Source organism: Mucilaginibacter sp. P4_D1, from assembly GCF_056401935.1.
In genome coordinates this window covers 1-20,722 of the sequence record NZ_JBFUIJ010000050.1, presented here as the reverse complement: position 1 = coordinate 20,722, position 20,722 = coordinate 1, and the positions used below count along the sequence as shown (strand labels likewise).

The 20,722-nt window shown below is 42.6% G+C and carries 19 protein-coding genes; 10 read left to right on the top strand and 9 right to left on the bottom strand.

Annotated elements, in window-relative coordinates:
• Window positions 1-79: 79 nt before the first annotated feature.
• Window positions 80-1,249 carry a DUF2911 domain-containing protein gene (locus tag AC1DV1_RS26970; protein WP_477366311.1) on the bottom strand — a complete coding sequence of 390 codons (1,170 nt, stop codon included), beginning with the start codon at window positions 1,247-1,249 and terminating at the stop codon, window positions 80-82.
• A 144-nt stretch (window positions 1,250-1,393) separates the two neighbouring features.
• Here AC1DV1_RS26970 and AC1DV1_RS26965 point away from each other — a divergent pair, with 144 nt between their 5' ends.
• Window positions 1,394-4,960: a two-component regulator propeller domain-containing protein gene (locus AC1DV1_RS26965; RefSeq protein ID WP_477366308.1), complete on the top strand. Its 3,567-nt coding sequence runs from the start codon at window positions 1,394-1,396 to the stop codon at window positions 4,958-4,960.
• A 183-nt stretch (window positions 4,961-5,143) separates the two neighbouring features.
• Here AC1DV1_RS26965 and AC1DV1_RS26960 read toward each other — a convergent pair whose 3' ends face one another.
• Complete coding sequence (locus AC1DV1_RS26960) at window positions 5,144-5,326, bottom strand: hypothetical protein (protein ID WP_477366305.1); 183 nt, start codon at window positions 5,324-5,326, stop codon at window positions 5,144-5,146.
• A gap of 90 nt (window positions 5,327-5,416) precedes the next feature.
• Window positions 5,417-5,614 (bottom strand): hypothetical protein, encoded by a 198-nt coding sequence (locus AC1DV1_RS26955; RefSeq protein WP_477366302.1) that lies wholly within the window; start codon window positions 5,612-5,614, stop codon window positions 5,417-5,419.
• A 457-nt stretch (window positions 5,615-6,071) separates the two neighbouring features.
• Between AC1DV1_RS26955 and AC1DV1_RS26950 the strand changes: the two genes are divergently transcribed.
• Window positions 6,072-7,679, top strand: a complete 1,608-nt coding sequence (locus AC1DV1_RS26950) for a hypothetical protein (RefSeq protein ID WP_477366299.1) — start codon at window positions 6,072-6,074, stop codon at window positions 7,677-7,679.
• Between the two features lie 200 nt (window positions 7,680-7,879).
• Entirely contained in the window at window positions 7,880-8,224 is a 345-nt protein-coding gene (locus AC1DV1_RS26945; protein ID WP_477366296.1) for a phosphoribosylpyrophosphate synthetase, read from the top strand.
• 141 nt (window positions 8,225-8,365) lie between these two features.
• Here the strand turns inward: AC1DV1_RS26945 and AC1DV1_RS26940 are convergent, their stop codons facing one another.
• A complete protein-coding gene (locus AC1DV1_RS26940; protein ID WP_477366293.1) occupies window positions 8,366-8,914 on the bottom strand; it encodes a hypothetical protein in 549 nt (182 codons plus the stop codon).
• Between the two features lie 172 nt (window positions 8,915-9,086).
• On the opposite strand from AC1DV1_RS26940, the gene AC1DV1_RS26935 reads away from it, so the two are divergent.
• Window positions 9,087-9,302: a hypothetical protein gene (locus AC1DV1_RS26935; protein ID WP_090649923.1), complete on the top strand. Its 216-nt coding sequence runs from the start codon at window positions 9,087-9,089 to the stop codon at window positions 9,300-9,302.
• Between the two features lie 76 nt (window positions 9,303-9,378).
• Here the strand turns inward: AC1DV1_RS26935 and AC1DV1_RS26930 are convergent, their stop codons facing one another.
• Window positions 9,379-9,927 (bottom strand): DUF2892 domain-containing protein, encoded by a 549-nt coding sequence (locus AC1DV1_RS26930; RefSeq protein WP_477366290.1) that lies wholly within the window; start codon window positions 9,925-9,927, stop codon window positions 9,379-9,381.
• Window positions 9,928-10,000: 73 nt separating this feature from the next.
• Here AC1DV1_RS26930 and ung point away from each other — a divergent pair, with 73 nt between their 5' ends.
• Window positions 10,001-10,690, top strand: a complete 690-nt coding sequence (ung, locus tag AC1DV1_RS26925) for a uracil-DNA glycosylase (RefSeq protein ID WP_477366287.1) — start codon at window positions 10,001-10,003, stop codon at window positions 10,688-10,690.
• 97 nt (window positions 10,691-10,787) lie between these two features.
• On the opposite strand, the gene AC1DV1_RS26920 is transcribed toward ung, so the two are convergent.
• Window positions 10,788-11,258 (bottom strand): Lrp/AsnC family transcriptional regulator, encoded by a 471-nt coding sequence (locus AC1DV1_RS26920; protein WP_090649916.1) that lies wholly within the window; start codon window positions 11,256-11,258, stop codon window positions 10,788-10,790.
• Window positions 11,259-11,386: 128 nt separating this feature from the next.
• Between AC1DV1_RS26920 and AC1DV1_RS26915 the strand changes: the two genes are divergently transcribed.
• The 3 genes from AC1DV1_RS26915 (at window position 11,387) to smpB (ending at window position 14,524) form a co-directional block, all read left to right on the top strand.
• The gene (locus AC1DV1_RS26915) at window positions 11,387-12,040 is read left to right on the top strand and encodes a metal-dependent transcriptional regulator (protein ID WP_477366284.1); all 654 of its coding nucleotides are present in this window, start codon (window positions 11,387-11,389) and stop codon (window positions 12,038-12,040) included.
• Window positions 12,037-13,950, top strand: coding sequence for an Nramp family divalent metal transporter (locus AC1DV1_RS26910; RefSeq protein WP_477366281.1), 1,914 nt, complete (start codon window positions 12,037-12,039; stop codon window positions 13,948-13,950). The genes AC1DV1_RS26915 and AC1DV1_RS26910 overlap by 4 nt, the downstream gene beginning before the upstream one ends.
• A gap of 121 nt (window positions 13,951-14,071) precedes the next feature.
• Window positions 14,072-14,524, top strand: coding sequence for an SsrA-binding protein SmpB (gene smpB / locus AC1DV1_RS26905; protein ID WP_184543504.1), 453 nt, complete (start codon window positions 14,072-14,074; stop codon window positions 14,522-14,524).
• Window positions 14,525-14,658: 134 nt separating this feature from the next.
• On the opposite strand, the gene AC1DV1_RS26900 is transcribed toward smpB, so the two are convergent.
• On the bottom strand, window positions 14,659-15,318 hold the full coding sequence (locus AC1DV1_RS26900) for a protein-L-isoaspartate(D-aspartate) O-methyltransferase (RefSeq protein WP_477366278.1): 660 nt from the start codon (window positions 15,316-15,318) through the stop codon (window positions 14,659-14,661).
• A gap of 222 nt (window positions 15,319-15,540) precedes the next feature.
• On the opposite strand from AC1DV1_RS26900, the gene AC1DV1_RS26895 reads away from it, so the two are divergent.
• Entirely contained in the window at window positions 15,541-15,960 is a 420-nt protein-coding gene (locus AC1DV1_RS26895) for a GxxExxY protein (protein ID WP_477366275.1), read from the top strand.
• Between the two features lie 56 nt (window positions 15,961-16,016).
• Here the strand turns inward: AC1DV1_RS26895 and priA are convergent, their stop codons facing one another.
• Entirely contained in the window at window positions 16,017-18,506 is a 2,490-nt protein-coding gene (gene priA, locus AC1DV1_RS26890) for a replication restart helicase PriA (RefSeq protein ID WP_477366271.1), read from the bottom strand.
• A gap of 173 nt (window positions 18,507-18,679) precedes the next feature.
• Window positions 18,680-19,072 (bottom strand): DUF423 domain-containing protein, encoded by a 393-nt coding sequence (locus tag AC1DV1_RS26885; RefSeq protein WP_477366268.1) that lies wholly within the window; start codon window positions 19,070-19,072, stop codon window positions 18,680-18,682.
• Window positions 19,073-19,157: 85 nt separating this feature from the next.
• Here AC1DV1_RS26885 and AC1DV1_RS26880 point away from each other — a divergent pair.
• Window positions 19,158-20,722: hypothetical protein (locus AC1DV1_RS26880; RefSeq protein ID WP_477366265.1), on the top strand; the 1,565-nt coding region annotated here is incomplete at its 3' end.

The following is a 20,722-nucleotide window of genomic DNA, read 5'->3' as shown; positions in this document are numbered from 1 at the left end:
AACAAGCGATATTGTTTAAGAAGCCTAACAAACCAGCCAGCGGCACACCAATTAAGCTAAAGATTTTTTTTAGAGCACATTATGGCTGTGTAGTAAAATCTGCCGAAGCCTTCAACTTATCCCAGCTAAAGCTTATGGCCCCGCCGTTGCTACCTGTAGCAACTATTTCAGATGTCAACAGCTCGACAGACTGATTTAAGGTTTGCGTGTGCATCGGGATCTTTAAAAAATCATAATCGGCGTTATGCTCAGTTCCCCATATATTGGCTTGCTTGTTAAACACCAACGTAAAACCGGTTGGAGTTGGTATGGTAAATATGGAGTAGGCACCTGCGGGAAGCTCCTTTCCATTAAAATAAAGCGGCTTGCTTAAATAAATTTTTGTGGCCGCATCAGCCCCTGTTCGCCAAATGCGGTTCCATGGCACAACTTCGCCAAAAATTACCCTGCCCCTTACCGACGGACGGGAATATTCGATTTTAATGTCGCCCCCATTTATCGTTGCTTTTACCGAATCGGGCTTGTTGATAATAGCCAACCGCGGGTGCAGCCGCTGATGGTTAACGTTTGCAGCAATTACAGAATCGATATTTAAATACGCGCCCACCTTACCTTTTATATTAAATGATGTGCCAATGCCGTTTACTGCTTGTATACTGCCATTTTTATCCAGAAGTATAGTAAACATACCCATTACGGCACTGCCCAGCTGGAGCTTTTGGTTGCCCGTTTTCTTGATCATGAACTTCCTGGCACTATTAAACGCAATATGACTGCTCAAAACACTGTCGCCTACCCTTTTTGGTGCAAAATGGGCCAGCAAAGCGGGCATAAAAACAAGCACATCGCCGCCGAAGGCATTGGCTTCCATAATTTTCACAGGATATTTACGTACACCGCTCCTGGTTGAATTTTTTGTTTCAATAAAAGTAGTATCCCTGGTGTAATTTAACGTGTAAGCGTAAATCAATGAATCCTGGCCCTTTGTCGGCTCATAATTAAGGCCATCCAGGTGCAGGAGCTGGCCATCGGATAAAAATGTACCTTTTAGTTTACTCACATTCACGTTCGGGCTCATGGAAACTATCGTCAGCGCAAATTCATTTCCGTTTAGCCAAAAATTGCCTGTTGCCGTGGTATCCGGTCCCAGGGTATAAGTTAAGCTTCCTTTAAACCGGTGTGGTTGCTGGGCACTTGCCAAAATACACAAATGAAGCAATAGCCCCACGAAAAATATTTTTATACGCATAAATTGTTTGAGCGAATTTAATGTTAATATAGAATTTTAATTATAATTTGTGCCATAATAAACCAGCAAGCAATTAAAACTTCATTATTTTTATAGCAACATACTACAGCAACCGGGCCTTTAAAAGAACGATTTTTTGATTGCATGAAAAACAGCTACCTGAAATTTATCCTGATTTTTTTTACGCTCCATGCGGCTACAAGGCTTTATGCCCAAAAGCCGGACATTTATTTCGACCATTTTGATGTAAAAAAAGGTTTGCCCGAAGGGCAAGCCAGGGTGATATTGGAAGATAACCTGGGCTATATTTGGATTGGTACACAAAACGGGCTGGTACGTTATGATGGTTACCGGTCCAAAATTTACTACCTCGGATCGGCCAAGCTGAACAAAGACCCGGTAACCAATATCGAAAGTATAGTTATCGATAAAAATAATACCATCTGGGCAACGGCTGTTAACAATGGCTTATTCCGGTATAACAGGTATTCGGATACTTTTGAACAGTTTATTTTACCGGCTGATAAACACATTTTTAACCTGATAATTGCCGTAGCCGATGATCATGATAACATCTGGGGCAACGCCTTCACGTACGGTGGCCGGTCGATGGTGGTTAAATACGCTGTTAAACAAAACAAATTTGAGTTTTTTGGCGATAAGGAAAAGGGAATACATTATTTAAATGCCTACTATGTTTCACAAATCCTGAAAACCGCCTCGGGAGATGTTTGGTTTGCCACAACCAATGGTTTTTACAAGTACAGTGGCCCCAATAAGCCTTTAAARGGCTACATGACGCAAACAGATACCGCGAAGCAACGCGGCGCCAACCCCATATACGAGGCTCCATCGCAACCCGGAATTTTGTGGATGAATACCTTTCATGGGCATAACATTGATTTGCGCCTGTCGCGTTTTGACATGCGCAATAACTCCCTGAAAGAATATGTACCGTCTAAACTGCCGGATAGCTTGCCAAATGCCTATATAAACGCCATTAAAGAAGATAAGCAACAGCAGCTATGGATTGCCACCGAGCAGGGCTTAATTAAGCTTGACAGAAAAACGGGCAGGTTTAGCAGTTATGTAACGGGCGACGACACAAAAGCGGAAGGTGCAAATAACCTTGTGTCTTTTTACGAAACCAGGAACGGTAATTTTTGGATTTCGTCTCAGGTGGGCATGTTATATTTTGATACTACAACAAAACAGTTTAAAAGATATGCAGCCAACAGTACCAACCCCGGCGCTTTGGCTTCCAATTATGCCATAACGGGCCTGGTTGATCATACGGATGTATTATGGGTTGGTTTCAGATCAGCAGGGGCCGACAGGTTGAATTATGCCCGCAGCGCATTCAAAGTATATAAATATGACCCCGCCAAGCCAAACCAATATCCCGAAAATTTGAGTATCTCGCCGGCAACCAATGAATTTAGCTGGGCAACCGGCGAGCATGGTATCTATAAATGGGACCACATAAAAGATCAGTTTATCAAGCTTTATTCGCCCGATGCCGGCGGCAGCTTTAATCATATAGCCAAAGCCGGCAAAGATGGCTTGTTATATGCCGGCTCAGCCAGTGGTTTAATGATATTTGACACCAAGACAGGCAAACACGAAACGTATGGACATAATCCCGCCGATACAACATCTATTGCAGATAATTACATAACAACCTCTTACCAGGATCATACCGGGCTTATATGGTTAGGTAACAGCTATGATGGTGGCGTAAGTTCGTTTGATCCTAAAACAAAAAAGTTTAAGCATTACCCGTACCGCAAAAGCCAATCGTACGCAACGGGTAACAACGATGGTAAGCTTGATGACGAGCATGTGCTCTCGATATTTGAAGATAGCAAAGGTATTTTGTGGGTGGGTACCAATAATGGTGGGTTAAACAGGTTCGATCGTAAAACGCAAAAATTCACGTCATACTTTAATTCCGGCAACCGGAAGATTTATTGTGTGAATGATATTTTTGAAGATAAGGCCGGGCGGCTTTGGGTTGCCACTTATTTAACCGGCCTTTTTGTATTTGACAGGGATAAAGGTAACTGGACAAAGCATTTTGATGAAAGTTCGGGTTTGTTATTTAACTCCGAAGTGGGTATAAATGAAGATGATAAAGGCCGTATCTGGATGCTGTCAGAAAGGGGCCTTTCGCGCATCGACCCCAAAAATTGGAGCATCAGAAATTTTGATATCAGTAACGTACTGGCCAATAACGATGCAAGCAGAGGCTTATCTATTTTAACCAGGCTGCCGGGTGGTCGTTTTGGTTTCACGCTGCGTAATGGCTACGCGGTTTTTAATCCGAACGACCTGGACGACAGCCCCTACCCGCCAATGGTACACCTGGAAAGCATCACGTATAACGATCCGCTTGCCGACGAAAAAATGGCAACCCAGGTGGTATGTTTTGGGCGTAAAACAATTAAGCTGGCATATAACGAAACCAGGGTACAGTTTAACTATGTGGCCCTGCAGTACGATGATCCAACTAAAAACACCTACGCCTACAAGCTGGATGGGTATGATAAGCAATGGATTTATGCCGGCACCCAACGCAGCGTTACTTACACAAATTTGCCCGCCGGCAATTATACCTTTCATGTAAAAGCCGCTAATAGCGATGGCGTATGGAATAATACGGGTGCCAGTATCGGGATTGTTATTACGCCGCCGTGGTGGTCAACCTGGTGGGCCTGGGTGCTTTATAGTGTAGCGTTGGTGCTTGCAGGTTATAGTTATATCAACTATCGCCAAAAGCATTTAAAAGAAGAGAACCGCTTACTGGAAGAAAAAATAAATGAACGAACCCGCGAATTGAGCCAGGCCAACCAGGCATTAGGCGAACAGAGCGAAGAGATAACAGCCCAGCGCGATCAATTGGCCGATACCGTGACCGAATTAAAAACTACCCAGCAGCAGCTTATCCAGTCGGAAAAGCTTGCTTCGCTGGGCGAACTTACCGCCGGTATAGCCCATGAAATTCAGAACCCGCTCAACTTTGTAAATAATTTTAGTGAGGTAAGTATTGAGCTATCTGCCGAAATGAGAGAGGAACTTGCTGCCGGGAATACAGACGATGCCGCGGCGCTTGCGGGTGATATTGAACAAAACCTGCAAAAAATACTACATCATGGCAAGCGCGCTGATGCTATTGTAAAAAACATGCTGCAACACTCGCGTAATAACTCGGGCGACAAACAGCTCACAGATATCAATGCACTTGCCGATGAATACCTTCGTTTAGCTTACCATGGTTTGCGCGCCAAGGATAAATCATTTAACGCCACCCTGGTAACGAGCTTTGATGAAAATCTGCCTAAAATAACCATTATCCCGCAGGATATTGGGCGCGTGCTGCTTAACATCATCAACAATGCATTTTATGCGCTGCAGCAAAAGCAAAAGAAAGCGGACGCGAATTACAAACCAACGCTTGACTTAATCACCATGAAAAAAGATGGCGCTGTTATAATTATTGTAAAAGATAATGGTGTAGGCATTCCCGAGCAGGTTAAAGACAAAATTATGCAGCCGTTTTTTACTACAAAGCCAACAGGCGAAGGTACCGGCCTGGGTTTATCATTAAGCTATGATATTGTTGTAAAAGGGCATGGCGGCAAAATTAACATACAAACGCAGGAAGGGGAATTTACAGAGTTTATAATTGAGTTGCCCGCGGCCAGCCTATAAAAGCTACCCACGGCTCTGCCGCTTTAAGGCCATTTTCCCGAAATTGTGACTATCCATATAACCAGCCACAGGTCGTATTAGCCGCACCTATTGGCTTTCTTATCTGGCGTTTATTTACCACGAGATTAACCCTTTATAGAAATGGGTGATCACACTACTGCTTTATTACATTTAATTTGATACTCACAACTTTTCCTCGTCCTTCTTCTTTTCATCAACCATTTCAATCAGGATTTCGTTATCATTAAAACGTTCTTCGTTTTTGGCAAGTATCGGGGCTGCACCGGCAATAGAAATACCGGTTATAGCCAATAATAAAAACAGGCCAAGGCAAACAAGCCTGAGCAGCTTTTTTAGCTTTTTCATGCATATAGCAATGTGCTCAACAAACGCTGAGGCGTGTTAAGCGGGTAAGAAATTTTTACTTATTCCATTAAATGGATAAACTGGAAGGCACTAAGCGATAGCAGGATATTCCTGATCGGCAGGATGTAAAAGCGGGATAACTTGAAAATTGGTAATGCTTTTATGCACTAAAAAAAGATGCTTTAAATGCACATATCTACCGACAATGATTTTATTATAAACAGAAATCCGGGCGGCAGGGTTTTCTTTTGCAACTAAATAAACAACAGTTCTGCCACAAAAAGCCATGGAAGCCCTTTTGTAGCTTAAGCCCCGCCGGCCTGCAGTTTCTCTAATGACCAGGGCCTCGCTATTTACCGGCCCTGTTTCCGGCCKGTTATTACTTATGTAACCCGAGATTGCAAAAAAGCTCAACAATAAAGTAAACGCCAGCAAACCATGCCTGGCCTTATTTTTTATGCTGACTATGATCTCGTGGTTGAGCATGCGTAAATATAGTAAATGATTACTTAAATACGTGTAGGGCTAACTAAAAACAGGCCAGTTATACTAACCTGGCGAAATTCAAGATAAACAACCTAATTCAACTAAATCAACCACTCACTCAATCAACCTAATCCAACTTAATCAACCACATTTAACAATAAGTTAATATATTAGCAATAGTTAATTACATAATAATCACCAAGTTTGACACACAGTTAATAAACATATACTTATACATTAATCACCTAAAAAACACACTATGCTAAAACTTACCAATGTAAGGCTGCTTTTTGCTGCCTTGATGGCTGCCGGTGCGCTTATGAGCGGCTGCCAAAAAAACGGCAGTTTGCCCGCTCAAAATGCCTCAGCAACCCAAAACACAACAAAGCTGAAAACCGAAGCGGTGTCACTTACCCAGGGGTTCGAGGTTGGTTCAACAAGCCCAAAAACGGCTTATGATGTATCGCCCACAGGATCGAGCAGTGGCGATAACGTTACACTATCGGKCAACTCATGGAATTTATATGATGCTTTAATTGGCAACCTATCCGGCGATTTAAAAGCAGGCTCATGGGCAGCACGCATCCGCAATACAGGTAAAATTACCATGTTGTTTGATGTTACCACCGGCATTAGCACCGTTACCGTAAAAAGCGGCACCTACGGCACCGATGGCGCAAGCACATGGGGGCTTTTTTATTCGGTAAACGGCGGCAGCAGCTGGACACAAGCCGGATCTACCATCACCTCTACTTCAACCTTAACCTTATCAACTTTTACAATCACCGGTGTAACCGGTACTGCACGTATCGAAATCCGCAAATTAAGCGGTGGCACCAACCGTGTAGATATCGATGACATCACTATAAACGATAATGGCGGCACGGGTGGCGGCGGCACCGTACTTACGGGCAAAAAATTCCTGTTTGATGCCAGCCATCTTGAAAATGCAGGCAGTGCCGATTGGCAGATTGATGCCGATGGCACCGAAAGCGTGCCACTTTATACCGGTGGCACCACCGTTGAAACTAAAGCACAACGCATCCCAACGGCATCATATACAGGCATTACTTCGGGCACTGCCGAAACATATTGGAAAGGCGCTATTTCGTCATGGGCTGTCGAACTGGTAAAACGTGGCGAACTGGTAGAATCATTGCCAAGCGGGACAGCCATTACCTATGGTACCGCAAACGCGCAGGATTTGAGCAATTATGATGTATTTGTGGTTGTTGAGCCCAACCGTTTATTCACTGCTGCAGAGAAAACTGCCTTAATGAACTTTGTTGCCAACGGCGGCGGTTTGTTTATGATAGCCGACCACACCGCAGCTACAACTGCTGGTACCGATGCCAATGGCTACAACCCGTCTGACAGAGACGGAGACGGCTACGACTCGCCCCGTGTATGGAACGATTTGATGACCAACAACAGCATCAATAACAATAATCCTTTTGGCTTCAATATCAATTACGTTGACATCAGCGAAGGCCCTTCAACCAATGTTTATACAGGCACCAATACCAATGCGCAGATAGTATTAAACGGTGCGGCTGGCACGGCTTCAAAACTGGCTTTCTATAACGGCTCGACCGCTACCTTGTACCCTGCAAATAATTCAAGTGTACAGGGTTTATTTTGGCGCAACAGTGCTAGTAATGGCGGTACTGCCAATGCAATGGCACTTTTAGCAACATACGGCAGTGGCAGGGTTGTATTTATTGGTGATAGCTCACCTGCGGATGACGGCACAGGCGATACTAACGACAGCTTATTTAACGGATGGTCGGGCGATGCGCCATCAGGGTACACTTCGCACCCGGCCTTGCATTTAAATGCTTCGCTGTGGCTGGCTAAAGCTCAATAAAATCGCACTACAAACTCTTAAAAAGGATATAATCTCAAATAAACAAAATGTCTCGTTACTTAAATGTAATGAGACATTTTGTTTTAATATAGAATTATTGGGGGCTTATTATTCATTAAATCAAAACAACATCAATAGTTCATTGGTTACACAAATACGCGTATTATCAAACGCTGTTACTTAAACAAAACATCACCACCATGAAAAATTACGAAAGCCTGCTTGATGCCACCAATGATCTTTTCAAACGCGGATATACAGCCAACCTTAGCCTGGAAGGCGACACAATAGATGATAAAGCCCAGGCAATTCATATGGGTGCCGACGATTTTATAATTGACGAGTTTTACCGTTTTGAAGGCGCCAGCAATCCCGATGATATGTCGATAGTATATGCAGTGTCATCGCCAAAATATAACCTTAAAGGTGTACTGGTGAATGCCTATGGCACATACGCTGATGATAGTTCGTCTGCCATACACGCCAAACTACGCCACGGCCAGGTGAGCCACAATTTGCACGGAGAAGATAGACCGCATGCGTAATAGATGTGCAGATATGCGAATTACAGATGTGCAGATGAAGCCTTTCGATTCGATCACCTGCACATTTAAAATTTCCATATTCCGAAGCTCATCCATCTGCACATCTGAAATTTGAAATCTGCACATCTGTAGTTTAAACATCTACAAGCCTTTCAATATTTTTTTCCCACCTGCCTGAATAGCTGCGCTGCCGTTGCGCATTAAAAACTCCATTTGGGCGCTAAGCTCGTCCTTAACCCAGGGGAATGAATCTTTTAAATTATATAGCGCATAAGCTGCAAATACCTTTACGGCAACCTTTACTTTTGGGTTTATCATCCAATCAAAAAGTTGTTCTACAACCGGTTCAAGGTTAATTTTCTCCAGTTTCAATCTTAAAGATGCGGGCACCGTGGCATCTGTTATGTGCATAATTATTTTGGCATAATGCCGCATACAGCCCGAATTCTTCACTTCGCTAATACGCGATATCATGTACTCCAGATCGGGCAGGTAGCTTTCTGGATCTGTCAAAAAAACATTTTCCAATATCCACACCGCCCTAAACGCGACGGCTTTATCCGGGTGAAAGGTAATATCAATCAAATCGCGTAATGCAAATTGCTGTGCCTTCAATATCCGGCTTAGTTCAAGCACTTTTGGTTTGCCTACAATGCTGGTAATGCACTCAATAAGTTCCGATTTGGTCATTTACTTATAAAKATAAAAAGTCTTTATAAATATATTATATCGCCAAAACTCAACCGTATAAAAATTGAACGGTCAGCTACCATAACAATTTGTTAATGAAAGCTTAAAGCAAATACAATCTGAAACTTAATAATATTGGGTATAATTGTAATAAACATAATATACAAACATCATGACCAATTCAATTCTGGAGATCACCGAAAACGAATACCTGATAAAACTAAACAGGAGTAATTTTAACCTGTCGTTCATCAGGAGTTTATTAAAGATGGTTGAAGTGGCCAACCCAAGCGACGAAAGCGAGTTTTCATATAGCGACCGCATAATCCACCCCTATCAAAACCACTCTGCCACAGCCGACTATTTTAGCGCTATTGACGAAAAATAAAAGGGACCCAGTTTTGGGTCCCTTTTATTTTTTATCTTTTTTTCTTTGATTTTATTCTATCTACCCACAATCCGGATTAAAACTGGCGATATCCGCCTCTTACAACCTGTTTATCCATCTGAGCCAGCTGGCCTTTCATCATTTTTATCTGTTCGGTAAGTAGTTTATTCTTATCATCTTTTGACGCTTCGGATAAATACATCTGCGCCTCGCGCTTGTTGCGTTTTGCCATCGAGATACCTGCAAGGCTTAATTTAGCCAATGCTATATTATGCGACATTTTCATGCCCAGTTGCAACGATTTCTTAAAATATTTTTCAGATTTCATTGGCGCCTTGCGCGATTCAATTAAACCTATCAACAGGTTATAATACCCATGTTGATTTTTATGTAATTGTTTCTCGTAGTCGGTAATTTTCAATAACCAGGCTTCCGCTTTTTCAGAATTCTCTTTACGCAAAAAATATTGCGCCAGGATCATGTTTTCGTTAAAAAAGAAGCTTAACAGTAAAATACCACCAAATAACAATACTAAAATCCCCCAGCCCCAAAAGCCAAAAGCACAAAGCGCAACGGCTGCGCCAAAGAATACACACGCTACTACTAACCGAACTATATTTGACATAATTTGCTTTACTATATATTAAGCGCAAATATCTGTTTATTTGTACGCTAAATCAACATCTATTAAAATATTTATGGCTAATTCATTAGACCCATCATGGCAGGCGGTTTTACAACCCGAGTTTGACAAGCCCTACATGATAAAACTGAAACAATTTCTGCTAAAGGAAAAAGAATCGGGACAAATAGTTTACCCCAAAAATGCCGACATTTTTAACGCTTTTAACACCACCCATTTTGATGATGTTAAAGTGGTTATCCTGGGGCAGGATCCTTATCATGGCGCACACCAGGCACACGGGCTATCCTTTTCTGTTCAAAAAGGAATTGCTATACCGCGGTCATTATCCAATATTTACAAGGAATTAAAAACCGATATCCCAGGGTTCACCATCCCAACACACGGAAACCTGGAGGAATGGGCCAAGCAAGGCGTATTGCTATTGAACGCCACATTAACCGTTAGGGCAAGCACACCAGGCTCGCACCAAAAACAGGGCTGGGAAGAATTTACCGACGAGGTTATTAAAACTATATCCGATAAAAAAGAAGGCATCGTATTTATACTCTGGGGAGCCTTTGCCCAATCAAAAGCTGCACTGATTGATGATAAAAAACACTTCATCATTAAAAGCGCCCATCCCTCGCCCTTCTCGGCCGACAGGGGTTTTTTTGGCAGCAAGCCGTTTTCAAAAACAAATGAGATATTGAGAAAAGAAGGAAAGAAAGAGATTGATTGGCAAATTAGCCCCCTAACCCCCTGAAGGGGGAACTTCTGAATTGCATGAACAAGAAAGCCTGTTTCATGGTTAATGAGACAGGCCTTATAACTGTAAACTCCCCCTTTAGGGGGCCGGGGGGCTAATACTCCAGCGGCACTATCGGCTCCTTTTTACTGGTCGACATGATCATCATGGTTTGGAAGGTTTTTACAACCGTGATGCGGCTTATTTTCTCCATGATCAATTGCTCGTATGATTTAATGTCGCGCACGTAACACTTCAGCAAAAAATCGCACTGGCCGGTTACATGGTGGCACTCGGTTACTTCTTTAATATTTTTTATCTCATCTAAAAAAGTTTGGATGGTGTTTTTTTGATGAAAATCTAACGAAATCTGGATAAAGGTTTTGATGCCCAGGCCCAGTTTTTCTTCATCAACCAGGGCATGATAACTTTTAATGTATTCGGCATTTTCCAGCTTACGCACACGCTCAAGCGTTGGTGCCGGCGAAAGGCCAATTTCGTTGGACAATTGAAGGTTGGTTATCCTTCCATTTTCCTGTAATATCTTCAGTATCTGTAAGTCTATTTTATCTAATTCAGCGCCCATAGTGTTGCAAATATAATATATTCCGCATTTCACGAAATTAAATTTCAATTAAAACGAGTAAAACAAAAATATATTTCTCAACTCTTCATATTTTAGATTAGTCTAAATTTTTTATTAGATTTGTATAAATGAACACGTTAGCCGAGGAAAACTATTTAAAATGCATCTACCACCTGGCAACTGATGCCGGAATGGCCAGCACCAATCAAATTGCTGCATCGTTAAATACCAAGGCTTCATCGGTAACAGATATGCTGAAAAAGCTGGCGGATAAAGCGCTTATTAACTATACCCGCTACCAGGGTGTAAGCCTTACGGCTGCCGGCGAAAGGATAGCCATTGGCATTATCCGTAAACACAGGCTTTGGGAATATTTTTTGGTTGAGAAACTGAACTTTAAATGGGACCAGGTACATGATATGGCCGAAGAGATGGAACATATCTCGTCGGAAGAATTGATTGACCGGCTTGACGAATTTATGGGCCACCCAAAACACGATCCGCATGGCGACCCGATACCGGATTGCAACGGCAAATTTAAGTCGGCCGAGCTTAAGCCGGTTTCGGCATTAACAATTAACGATTGCGGGGTAATTTCGGGAGTGCGCGACCATACATCGCCATTTTTACAATACCTGGAAAAGCAGCAGCTCACCATCGGCAAAAAAATAACCATTACCGATATCATCGAATATGATCATTCGGTAGCATTAAAACTCGACACAGATAAAGAAGTACACATTAGCCGCGAGGTTGCCAATAATTTACTGATAGCCCTATGAGCAAAACTCAAACAAACGATAATCATTCTTTAGGTAACGTACACGGTTCGGTTAACCCGGAAAGCCTGACAGGCTGGCGCAAAATAATGGCCTTCCTGGGCCCCGCCTACCTGGTTAGCGTTGGCTACATGGATCCGGGCAACTGGGCAACCGATATTGCCGGAGGAAGCGCCTTTGGCTATAAACTCATCTGGGTTTTGTTCGCTTCAAATCTCATCGCGTTATTACTACAATCGCTGGCCGCCCGGCTGGGCATAGTGCGCGGGCTCGACCTGGCACAGGCGTCCAAAAACGCCTACCCTCGTTTTGTAAATTTCTGGCTGTATATATTGGCCCAAGTTGCCATTATAGCCTGCGATCTGGCCGAGATTATCGGCATGGCCATTGGTTTAAAGCTGCTATTCCATTTACCGCTTATCTGGGGCGTATCGCTTAYCATAACTGATACAGTGCTGATGCTTTATTTGATGAACAAAGGCATGCGCAAGCTGGAGGGTTTTATTATTTCGATGATCTTTATCATCGGTGTTTCGTTCCTGGTAGAGATGTTTATTGTTGGGCCACATGTAATGGATGTTGCCAAAGGATTTATTCCCAGTAACTTGTTTAAAAATGATGCAGTGAGCCAGCAAATGCTATACATAGCCATCGGTATCATTGGCGCTACGGTAATGCCGCATAACCTGTATCTACACTCGTCGTTAGTGCAAACCCGTAAAATTACCCGTACCGAAGAGGGCTTTAAATCGGCCATAAAATTCAACCTGTTTGATACCGTTATAGCGCTAAACCTTGCATTTTTTGTAAATGCTGCCATATTAATCCTGGCAGCTACCGCCTTTTTTAAAAATGGTTATTTCCAGGTAGCCGAAATACAGGATGCCTATAAACTGCTGGAACATATATTTGGCCGGATAGCGCCTGTATTGTTTGCTATCGCCCTTATTGCTTCGGGCCAAAGCTCAACCATTACGGGTACCCTTGCCGGGCAAATTATTATGGAGGGGCATATTAACCTGCGGATTGAGCCCTGGCTGCGCCGCTTACTGACCAGGGTATTGGCTATAGTGCCTGCGGTGTTTACTATTATTTACTTTGGCGAAGATGCTTTGGGCAGCCTGATTATTTTAAGCCAGGTAGTATTAAGTCTTCAGCTTGGTTTCGCGGTTATTCCGTTAATACACTTCACATCCGATAAAAAGCGGATGGGAAATTTTGCTATCAGCCTTAAAGTAAAAATATTAGCCTGGGCAAGTGCTGTACTCATAGTTGGCCTTAATGCCAAGCTGGTATATGACCAAATTGGCGACTGGCTGAAAGGCAACCCACAGGCTGATTTATACATTTATATTTTTGTTGTGCCGATAGTTATCGGCATAGCTTTACTGCTGGTTTATGTATTTTTAAGACCGATGCTTTATAAACATGCCGACACCCCCATCTACGTGCCGCACGGTATTGCAAATGCAATTAATGAGCTGGATGCCGTTGAATACAAACACCTGGCCATCACCATTGATTTTTCGAAAAACGATAACGACTGTATGCGCCATGCCATTATGCAGGGTGGTAAACACGCTACCTATACCCTCATACACGTAGTAGAAACTGCCGGGGCCCGCTATTACGGAGGCCAGGTAATGGACAACGAAACCCAAAGCGATTTTGACAACCTGGATAAATACGTGCAGGCCATGAAAAAATTAGGCTACAAAGCCGAGGGGGAAATTGGCTTTGGTAACCCCGCCGATGCCATTGCCGATATTGTAAATAAAAACGGGATAGATTTTATTGTAATGGGCTCGCACGGGCACAAAGCTTTAAAAGACCTGATATTTGGAACAACCGTAAACTCCGTTCGGCATAAGGTTAATGTACCGGTGTTGATTGTGAAGCCACAAAAAGCATAGACCCACCTTAATCCTCCCCTTCAGGGGAGGATTACAAAAACAATCAAAAGGTTTCGCCATTTAAGTAAGATAGAGAGCGGGTTATTTTTTTGTAAGTTTGCAAGCTTTACATCTGAATACAATGGCCGAGGATAAAATATACATCAAAAACAAAAAAGCTTACTTTGAATACCACGTACTGGATAAATACACGGCCGGCATAAAATTACTGGGTACCGAAATTAAATCCATCCGCGAAGGTAAAGCCAATATTAATGATGCCTTTTGCACATTTATCAGTAATCAGCTATATGTGCGCAACCTGCACATATCCGAATATTCATACGGCTCGTTCTACAACCACGAAGCCAAACGTGATCGTGTGCTGCTGCTCAACAAAAAAGAGCTCAAAAAACTCCTCACCCGCGGTGAAGAAAAAGGCTTAACCATTATCCCTCTTGCACTGTTCATTAGTGAGCGCGGATTTGCCAAATTAGAAATCGGTTTAGCACAAGGTAAAAAAACCTTTGATAAGCGGGATACCATGAAAGAGCGTGATACCAAAATTGAAATGGACAGAGCGATGAAGAGGTAGGAGGCGAAGCCCCCCGGCCCCCTAAAGGGGGAGTAAAAACAAAAAGCGGATGAAGTTTATATACCTCGTCCGCTTTTTTTATAAACATGCAAATCAAAAGTTCCCCCTTCAGGGGGTTAGGGGGCTTCGCCGTTCTACCAGGCCTTATCCCCTACCAGCGGCACAAACCTAAAGGTATCCAGCACAATTTTTTCATAATCATGCTCAGCCACTTTCAGGATGGTTACCATTTTTTGGGTATCTTCATCGCCAACAGGGATTACCAAAATGCCGCCAATTTTCAACTGCTTTAACAATACATCGGGTACTGTGGGGGCACCGGCAGTTACAATAATTTTATCATATGGAGCATGTTGAGCTATGCCAATAGAGCCATCACCGCAGAAGAAATGCGCTTTGTAGCCCATTTTTTCGGGCAATACATATTTTGTTTTTTCGTAAAGTTTTTCCTGTCGTTCGATAGTGTAAACAGTGGCGCCCATCTCTAACAAAACGCAGGTTTGGTAGCCAGATCCTGTTCCAATTTCCAGCACTTTATCGCCCTTGCGGATGTGGAGTAGCTCCGTTTGATAGGCTACGGTATAGGGCTGTGAAATAGTTTGCCCTTCACCTATCGGGAAGGCAATATCTTTGTAAGCCTGGTTCCAGAAAGTTTCGGCAAAAAAATAGTGGCGGGGTACGGTACCAATTGCTTTTAACACCTCCTGATCCTGGATCCCCTTTTTCTCCAACAAATCAACCAGCCGTTTACGGGCACCTTTTTCGCGATAATTATCGATGTACTTTTGAGCCATTACACAGTAAAGTTAGCAGGATTTTGGTGATTTTGGAGCAGGGATTTATGGGTTAAGGGTAATTGGTTAACTGTTAGCAGGAAATCTTTTACACGATTTACAGGATTAAGCAGGATTTACAGGATTTTTTTGATTTGCGAGACGAGGGAGGATTTTTTTCAAATTTTATTAGTTTGGATGGGGTGGTTTTGTTTATTTTGAGTAAAAATATTTAACCTTGTCATGTCTACAAAGTCAACACAGGCAATTAACGAATTGACCCATAAAATCATTGGCTGTGCCATGCAGGTATATAACACACTTGGCAGCGGATTTCAGGAGGCCATTTATCAAAGGTCATTAGCAATTGAAATGAAATTGGGTGGCCTTCGCTTTGAAAGAGAAAAAGAAATATCAATTTTTTACCGGAACGAATTAGTAGGAAACAGAAGGGCCGACTTTTTTGTAGAAGAATGCATAATGTTAGAATTGAAAGCCGTTGACACAATTAATGATCTGTACAAAGCACAAACTATCAATTATCTTGAAGCGTATAGCTTAGCAGATGGATTACTCATAAATTTCGGAGGGCTTAGTTTAGAATTTAAAAGAATGTACAACAAGAAACTAATCAAACCAAAAGCAAGTCAAAAACCAATCTAACCAAATCTACAAATCAAAAAAATCCTGTAAATCCTGCCTAATCCTGTAAATCGTGTTTAGTAGGGATCCACATCCGGCTGCACAATACTTCCCTTACTCAGCTTAGTGGTCTGAAACTGTACAATCATATCCTTCAGTATCGCCTTAGCCTTTACAATGGAAATCCCATCCTTTTCAAACTTTAGCATAATAGATTTGATATAAAAATTACGGATGCGGCTTATCAACGGCGACTCAGGACCGATTACTCTTTCGCCAAAGTGTTTGCGTAACTCATTGGCCAGGTAAACAGACTGGTTATACAGTATTTCGGGATTTTTATGTTTGATGTCTAAATTAATAATGCGGTAGAACGGCGGGTATTTGAAGCTTTTACGCTCGGCCATTTCTGTGTAGTACAAATCGCTGTAATCATTAGCTATCACCTGTTTAATGATGCGATGGAACGGATCATAAGTTTGTATCACCACCTTACCCTGCTTGCCCCTGCGCCCGGCCCGGCCGCTTACCTGAGCCAACATCTGGAAACTGCGCTCGTTAGCGCGGTAATCCGGAAACTTGAGCAAGCTATCTGCATTAATGATCCCGATTAAGGTAACGTCGCTAAAATCGAGCCCTTTGGCTACCATTTGGGTGCCTACCAGTATATCTATCTTTTTTTCTTCCAGATCGTTCAAAATGGTTTGCAGCGAATTGCGTGCACGGGTGGTATCCAGGTCCATACGGGCAATACGTGCATCGGGTAGCAGCAGGCTTAATTCATCCTCAATTTTCTCTGTACCAAAACCCTTGTATTCCAGGTGGGTAGATCCGCAGGCCGGGCAAATAGATGGCGAATCCTCCTTGTAACCGCAGTAATGGCAGTGCAGCTTGCCACTGCTTTTATGATAAGTAAGACTTACATCGCAATTGATACACTTGGGTGTAAAGGCGCAAATTTTGCACATCAGCACCGGTGCATAACCGCGCCGGTTCTGAAACAGGATAACCTGCTCTTTATTAGCCAAAGTTTCGGTTATCCCGGCCATCAATACGCTGGTAAAGTGTGATTGAATGGTCTTTTGCTTCGTCTCGGTGGCTATACTTACAACTTCCACATTAGGCAACTCTACCCCTCCAAAACGTTCTGTAAGTTCTGCAAAGCCATATTTGCCGGTTTTAGCATTATGATAACTTTCAAACGAAGGCGTGGCCGAACCCAGCAAAACTTTGCCATGGTGCATGCCGGCCAAAAATATGGCAGCATCGCGCGCATTGTAGCGGGGAGCAGGATCGAACTGTTTGTATGATGTTTCGTGCTCCTCGTCAACAATGATCAATCCCAGGWCATTAAAGGGCAAAAACAAGGATGACCGTGCACCCAATATCACCTTATAATCGTTATTAAGTACTTTTTGCCAAACCTCTACCCGCTCGTTATCATTAAAACGGGAGTGGTATACCCCAATGTCGGCTCCAAAATAAATGCGCAACCGTTCTATGATGTGGGTGGTAAGCGCAATTTCGGGCAACAGGTAAAGCACCTGCCTGTCGTTGCGCATCATCTCCTCAATCAGCCTAATATAAAGCTGTGTTTTACCAGACGAAGTTACGCCATGCAGCAACGTAACATCTTTTTCGAGGAATTGCCGCCCGATGCTTTCCAGCACTTCTGTTTGCTGCTCGCTTAAGTCAAAGTTGGTGATGGCATCTAAATCTTCCTCAAAATGGAGCCTGCTTACATTCTTTTCAACCGCGAATAAAATTTCTTTTTCTATGAGTGATTTTATACTCGATTCTCCCGCCCCACTCTCCTCAATCAGTTCATTTTTGGTGACAGCCTTTTGGGTGCGCGACAGTTTGATGTATGCCAGTAAGGCATCGGCTTGTTTAGGCGCGCGTTTTTCCAGTATCGGAAATAGCTCGCGCAGGTTATCGGGATTGTTATAAACCGGGTTTAAGGTGATAAACGTACGTTTGCGGGGCTTGTAACGCTCGCTTACCTCTTCACTAATGTGGATGAGATTTTTCTCAAACATCAGCTTCAAAATAGGCATAACTGTTTTTTGGCCCAACAGTTTAGCTATGTCGCTTATGGTTAGCTCCGGTTGGATATCCAGCGCCTCCACAATTAAAAACTCTTTATCGTGCAGTGCGCTCCGGTCAATATCAAATTCTTTATTAAGCTCTATTTTGGTTTCGCTGGCCAGTTTCAGGGCGGCTGGCAGCGCAGCATTCATTACCTCCCCTACGTTGCACATGTAATAATCGGCCACCCATTGCCAAAAGTGCAATTGGTGCGGCGTAACCACCGGCAGGTTATCCAATACTTCAATAATATACTTGGCTTCATACTTCTCGGGGGCCAGCTCGCTTATTTCTTTTATAACGGCTGTATAAAGCTTGCTTTTACCAAATTGCACCACTACTCTTTTGCCTATGGCAATAGCATTGTTCATTTCAAATGGTACACGGTAAGTGTAATTTTTTGAGATAGACAGCGGCAAAATCACCTCTACAAAAAGTGTTTTACGATCGGTATGCTCAAATTCGGTAAACTCCAACATTTTGTTTTAGTAGAGTCAAGAATTAAGAGTCAAGAATCAAGACAACCCTGGTCTATTTCTTGTCTGAATTCTTGATGATAAACTTTAAATTCTTGTTTGTTAATGCTTGTTAAGAATCCCAATCTAAATGGCACCTGTTTCCTCTCTTGATTCTTGACTCTTAATTCTTGACTCTATTTAACTTTATCGCCCAAGGCAGCTATCGCCATCATCAGCCAGCCTAAAATAAACAGCAGGCCGCCCAATGGCGTTACTGGCCCCATGTATATCAGCCAGCTCCAGCCTATGATATCGCGGCAGCTTAACAGATATAATGATCCCGAAAAAAATATTATTCCGAAGGTAAACAGGTAATAAGCAGCTTTAATCAGCTTCCCCTTTGGTTCTTTAAAGGTAGATAGAAAAAGCAGGGCAAATACGTGGTAAAAATTATATTGTACGGCGGTATGCCAAACCTCTAACTGGCCGGGTTGCAAAACTGCTTTAAGCCCGTGTGCCCCAAAAGCCCCGGTTATTACGGCCAGCATTCCTAAAAGCGAAGCGGTGACGATTATTTGTTTGTTCATGCAGATATAAAAAGCTAAGTTAACCAATTGAAAGTATTACTTTAATGCCGCAGGGTAAAATTCTATCTTTGTAAAGCAAACCGCTATGAGACGACTGATAGTAACCACCATAATTTTACTGGCTGCCACTGTATTTATAACGGTTGTATATTTTAAAAATTTAAACCCGCCCGGAGTACGCAACAACCAGGTGATGCAGAGCATCCCCGATAACGCTGTAGCTGTATTTGAATTTAATAACGAGAAAGGTTTTTATGATATTTTTAATGGCAACCACCTGTTGGCTGCCGTTGTTGGCAAACAAAAATTAAGCGACCTGGATACTTTACGTAAGTTGCTGATGTCCTCGGCTTTGTCGGATCAATTTTTTTCGGGCCAAAATGTCTTTATTTCCGTTCATCCTGCCGATAGCGACGATATCGGATTATTGGTAACTACAACTGCATCTGTAGGTTTTGAGCCAAACTCGTTTAACCTGATAGCCGCACAATCAAAAGGAGCCCTTTCAATAGCTGTAAACCACAATGCTTTTGGGCTTGAATATGACGTTTTGGTAAAAGCCATTAACAAGCACTTTTACCTTATTAAAAAAGAGGATAATATTGTTGTGGGTAGTTTTTCAAAAGCTTTAATCAACCAAAGCGCACTATATAAAAGCGATAAAAGCAAAACCATATTTGTACCCCTGCCCGAACAGCAGAACGCCAACTCGCTGGCCAATTTATACATCAATTACGGGCAGCTATCTCCATTGTTTGACGAGTTTTTTAAAAACAAAAACACCGACATTTTTAAAAGCTTCCGTTTATTACCGGCCGTGGCCGCACTCAGTATAAATTACAAAAACGATGCTTTAATGTTTAACGGGCTAACCAGCTTAAACAGCCATACCTACAGCTATTTAAACCTTTTCACCAGGCAACAGCCGGTTATCAACCATTTAAAAGATATGTTCCCGGCAACTACGGCCTATAGCATTTGTTTCGCCGTTTCCGACCCTCAAAAGTTTGAGGCCGACTTATCGCAATGGCACATTAAGGCAGGCGTAAACAGCGAAAAAGGTAAGCTATTTGATAAAATAAGACAAGAAACCGGTTTATTCTTAAAAACAGAATTTGAACCCTTGTTAAGTAACGAATTTGCCGTAGTAACTACCCGCTACCAGGAAAAATTTGCCATTATTACTGTTAAAGACGGATCGAAGCTATTGCCTTTGATGACTAACATCAGCACCATGGTGAGCGACCATATAGGGCAGTTTAATTATGAAAAGTTACCGTTCTTTTTACTGGGCGATGCCTTCAGTATTTTCAGGAAACCCTATTTCATGATTATTGATAACTACCTGGTGCTGGCGGCATCCTCATCAGAACTGATTAGTTATACCGATACCTATATCAACCGTAAATTCATCAGTAAAACCGAACAGTATAACCAGTTTGACAATTTGCTCGCCGAGCGGAGCAACGTGGCTTTTTTTATCAATTTTAAAAACGCCCAACCAATATTAAAGCGYGACCTTAAAAACCCGTTTTATGATGCCTTTGAAAGCAACCATCCTGGCTGGAAAGATTTTTATGGCGCAGCCTATCAATTCACAGCATCCGACAAGAATTTTTACACAAACTTTTGCATAAAAGCGAACAATAT

Coding starts and splice junctions, on each gene's coding strand:
- AC1DV1_RS26970 (WP_477366311.1), bottom strand. CDS start 1,249: ATGCGTATAAAAATATTTTTCGTGGGGCTATTGCTTCATTTGTGTATT.
- AC1DV1_RS26960 (WP_477366305.1), bottom strand. CDS start 5,326: ATGAAAAAGCTAAAAAAGCTGCTCAGGCTTGTTTGCCTTGGCCTGTTT.
- AC1DV1_RS26955 (WP_477366302.1), bottom strand. CDS start 5,614: ATGGCTTTTTGTGGCAGAACTGTTGTTTATTTAGTTGCAAAAGAAAAC.
- AC1DV1_RS26945 (WP_477366296.1), top strand. CDS start 7,880: ATGAAAAATTACGAAAGCCTGCTTGATGCCACCAATGATCTTTTCAAA.
- AC1DV1_RS26940 (WP_477366293.1), bottom strand. CDS start 8,914: ATGACCAAATCGGAACTTATTGAGTGCATTACCAGCATTGTAGGCAAA.
- AC1DV1_RS26935 (WP_090649923.1), top strand. CDS start 9,087: ATGACCAATTCAATTCTGGAGATCACCGAAAACGAATACCTGATAAAA.
- AC1DV1_RS26930 (WP_477366290.1), bottom strand. CDS start 9,927: ATGTCAAATATAGTTCGGTTAGTAGTAGCGTGTGTATTCTTTGGCGCA.
- ung (WP_477366287.1), top strand. CDS start 10,001: ATGGCTAATTCATTAGACCCATCATGGCAGGCGGTTTTACAACCCGAG.
- AC1DV1_RS26920 (WP_090649916.1), bottom strand. CDS start 11,258: ATGGGCGCTGAATTAGATAAAATAGACTTACAGATACTGAAGATATTA.
- AC1DV1_RS26915 (WP_477366284.1), top strand. CDS start 11,387: ATGAACACGTTAGCCGAGGAAAACTATTTAAAATGCATCTACCACCTG.
- smpB (WP_184543504.1), top strand. CDS start 14,072: ATGGCCGAGGATAAAATATACATCAAAAACAAAAAAGCTTACTTTGAA.
- AC1DV1_RS26900 (WP_477366278.1), bottom strand. CDS start 15,318: ATGGCTCAAAAGTACATCGATAATTATCGCGAAAAAGGTGCCCGTAAA.
- AC1DV1_RS26895 (WP_477366275.1), top strand. CDS start 15,541: ATGTCTACAAAGTCAACACAGGCAATTAACGAATTGACCCATAAAATC.
- AC1DV1_RS26885 (WP_477366268.1), bottom strand. CDS start 19,072: ATGAACAAACAAATAATCGTCACCGCTTCGCTTTTAGGAATGCTGGCC.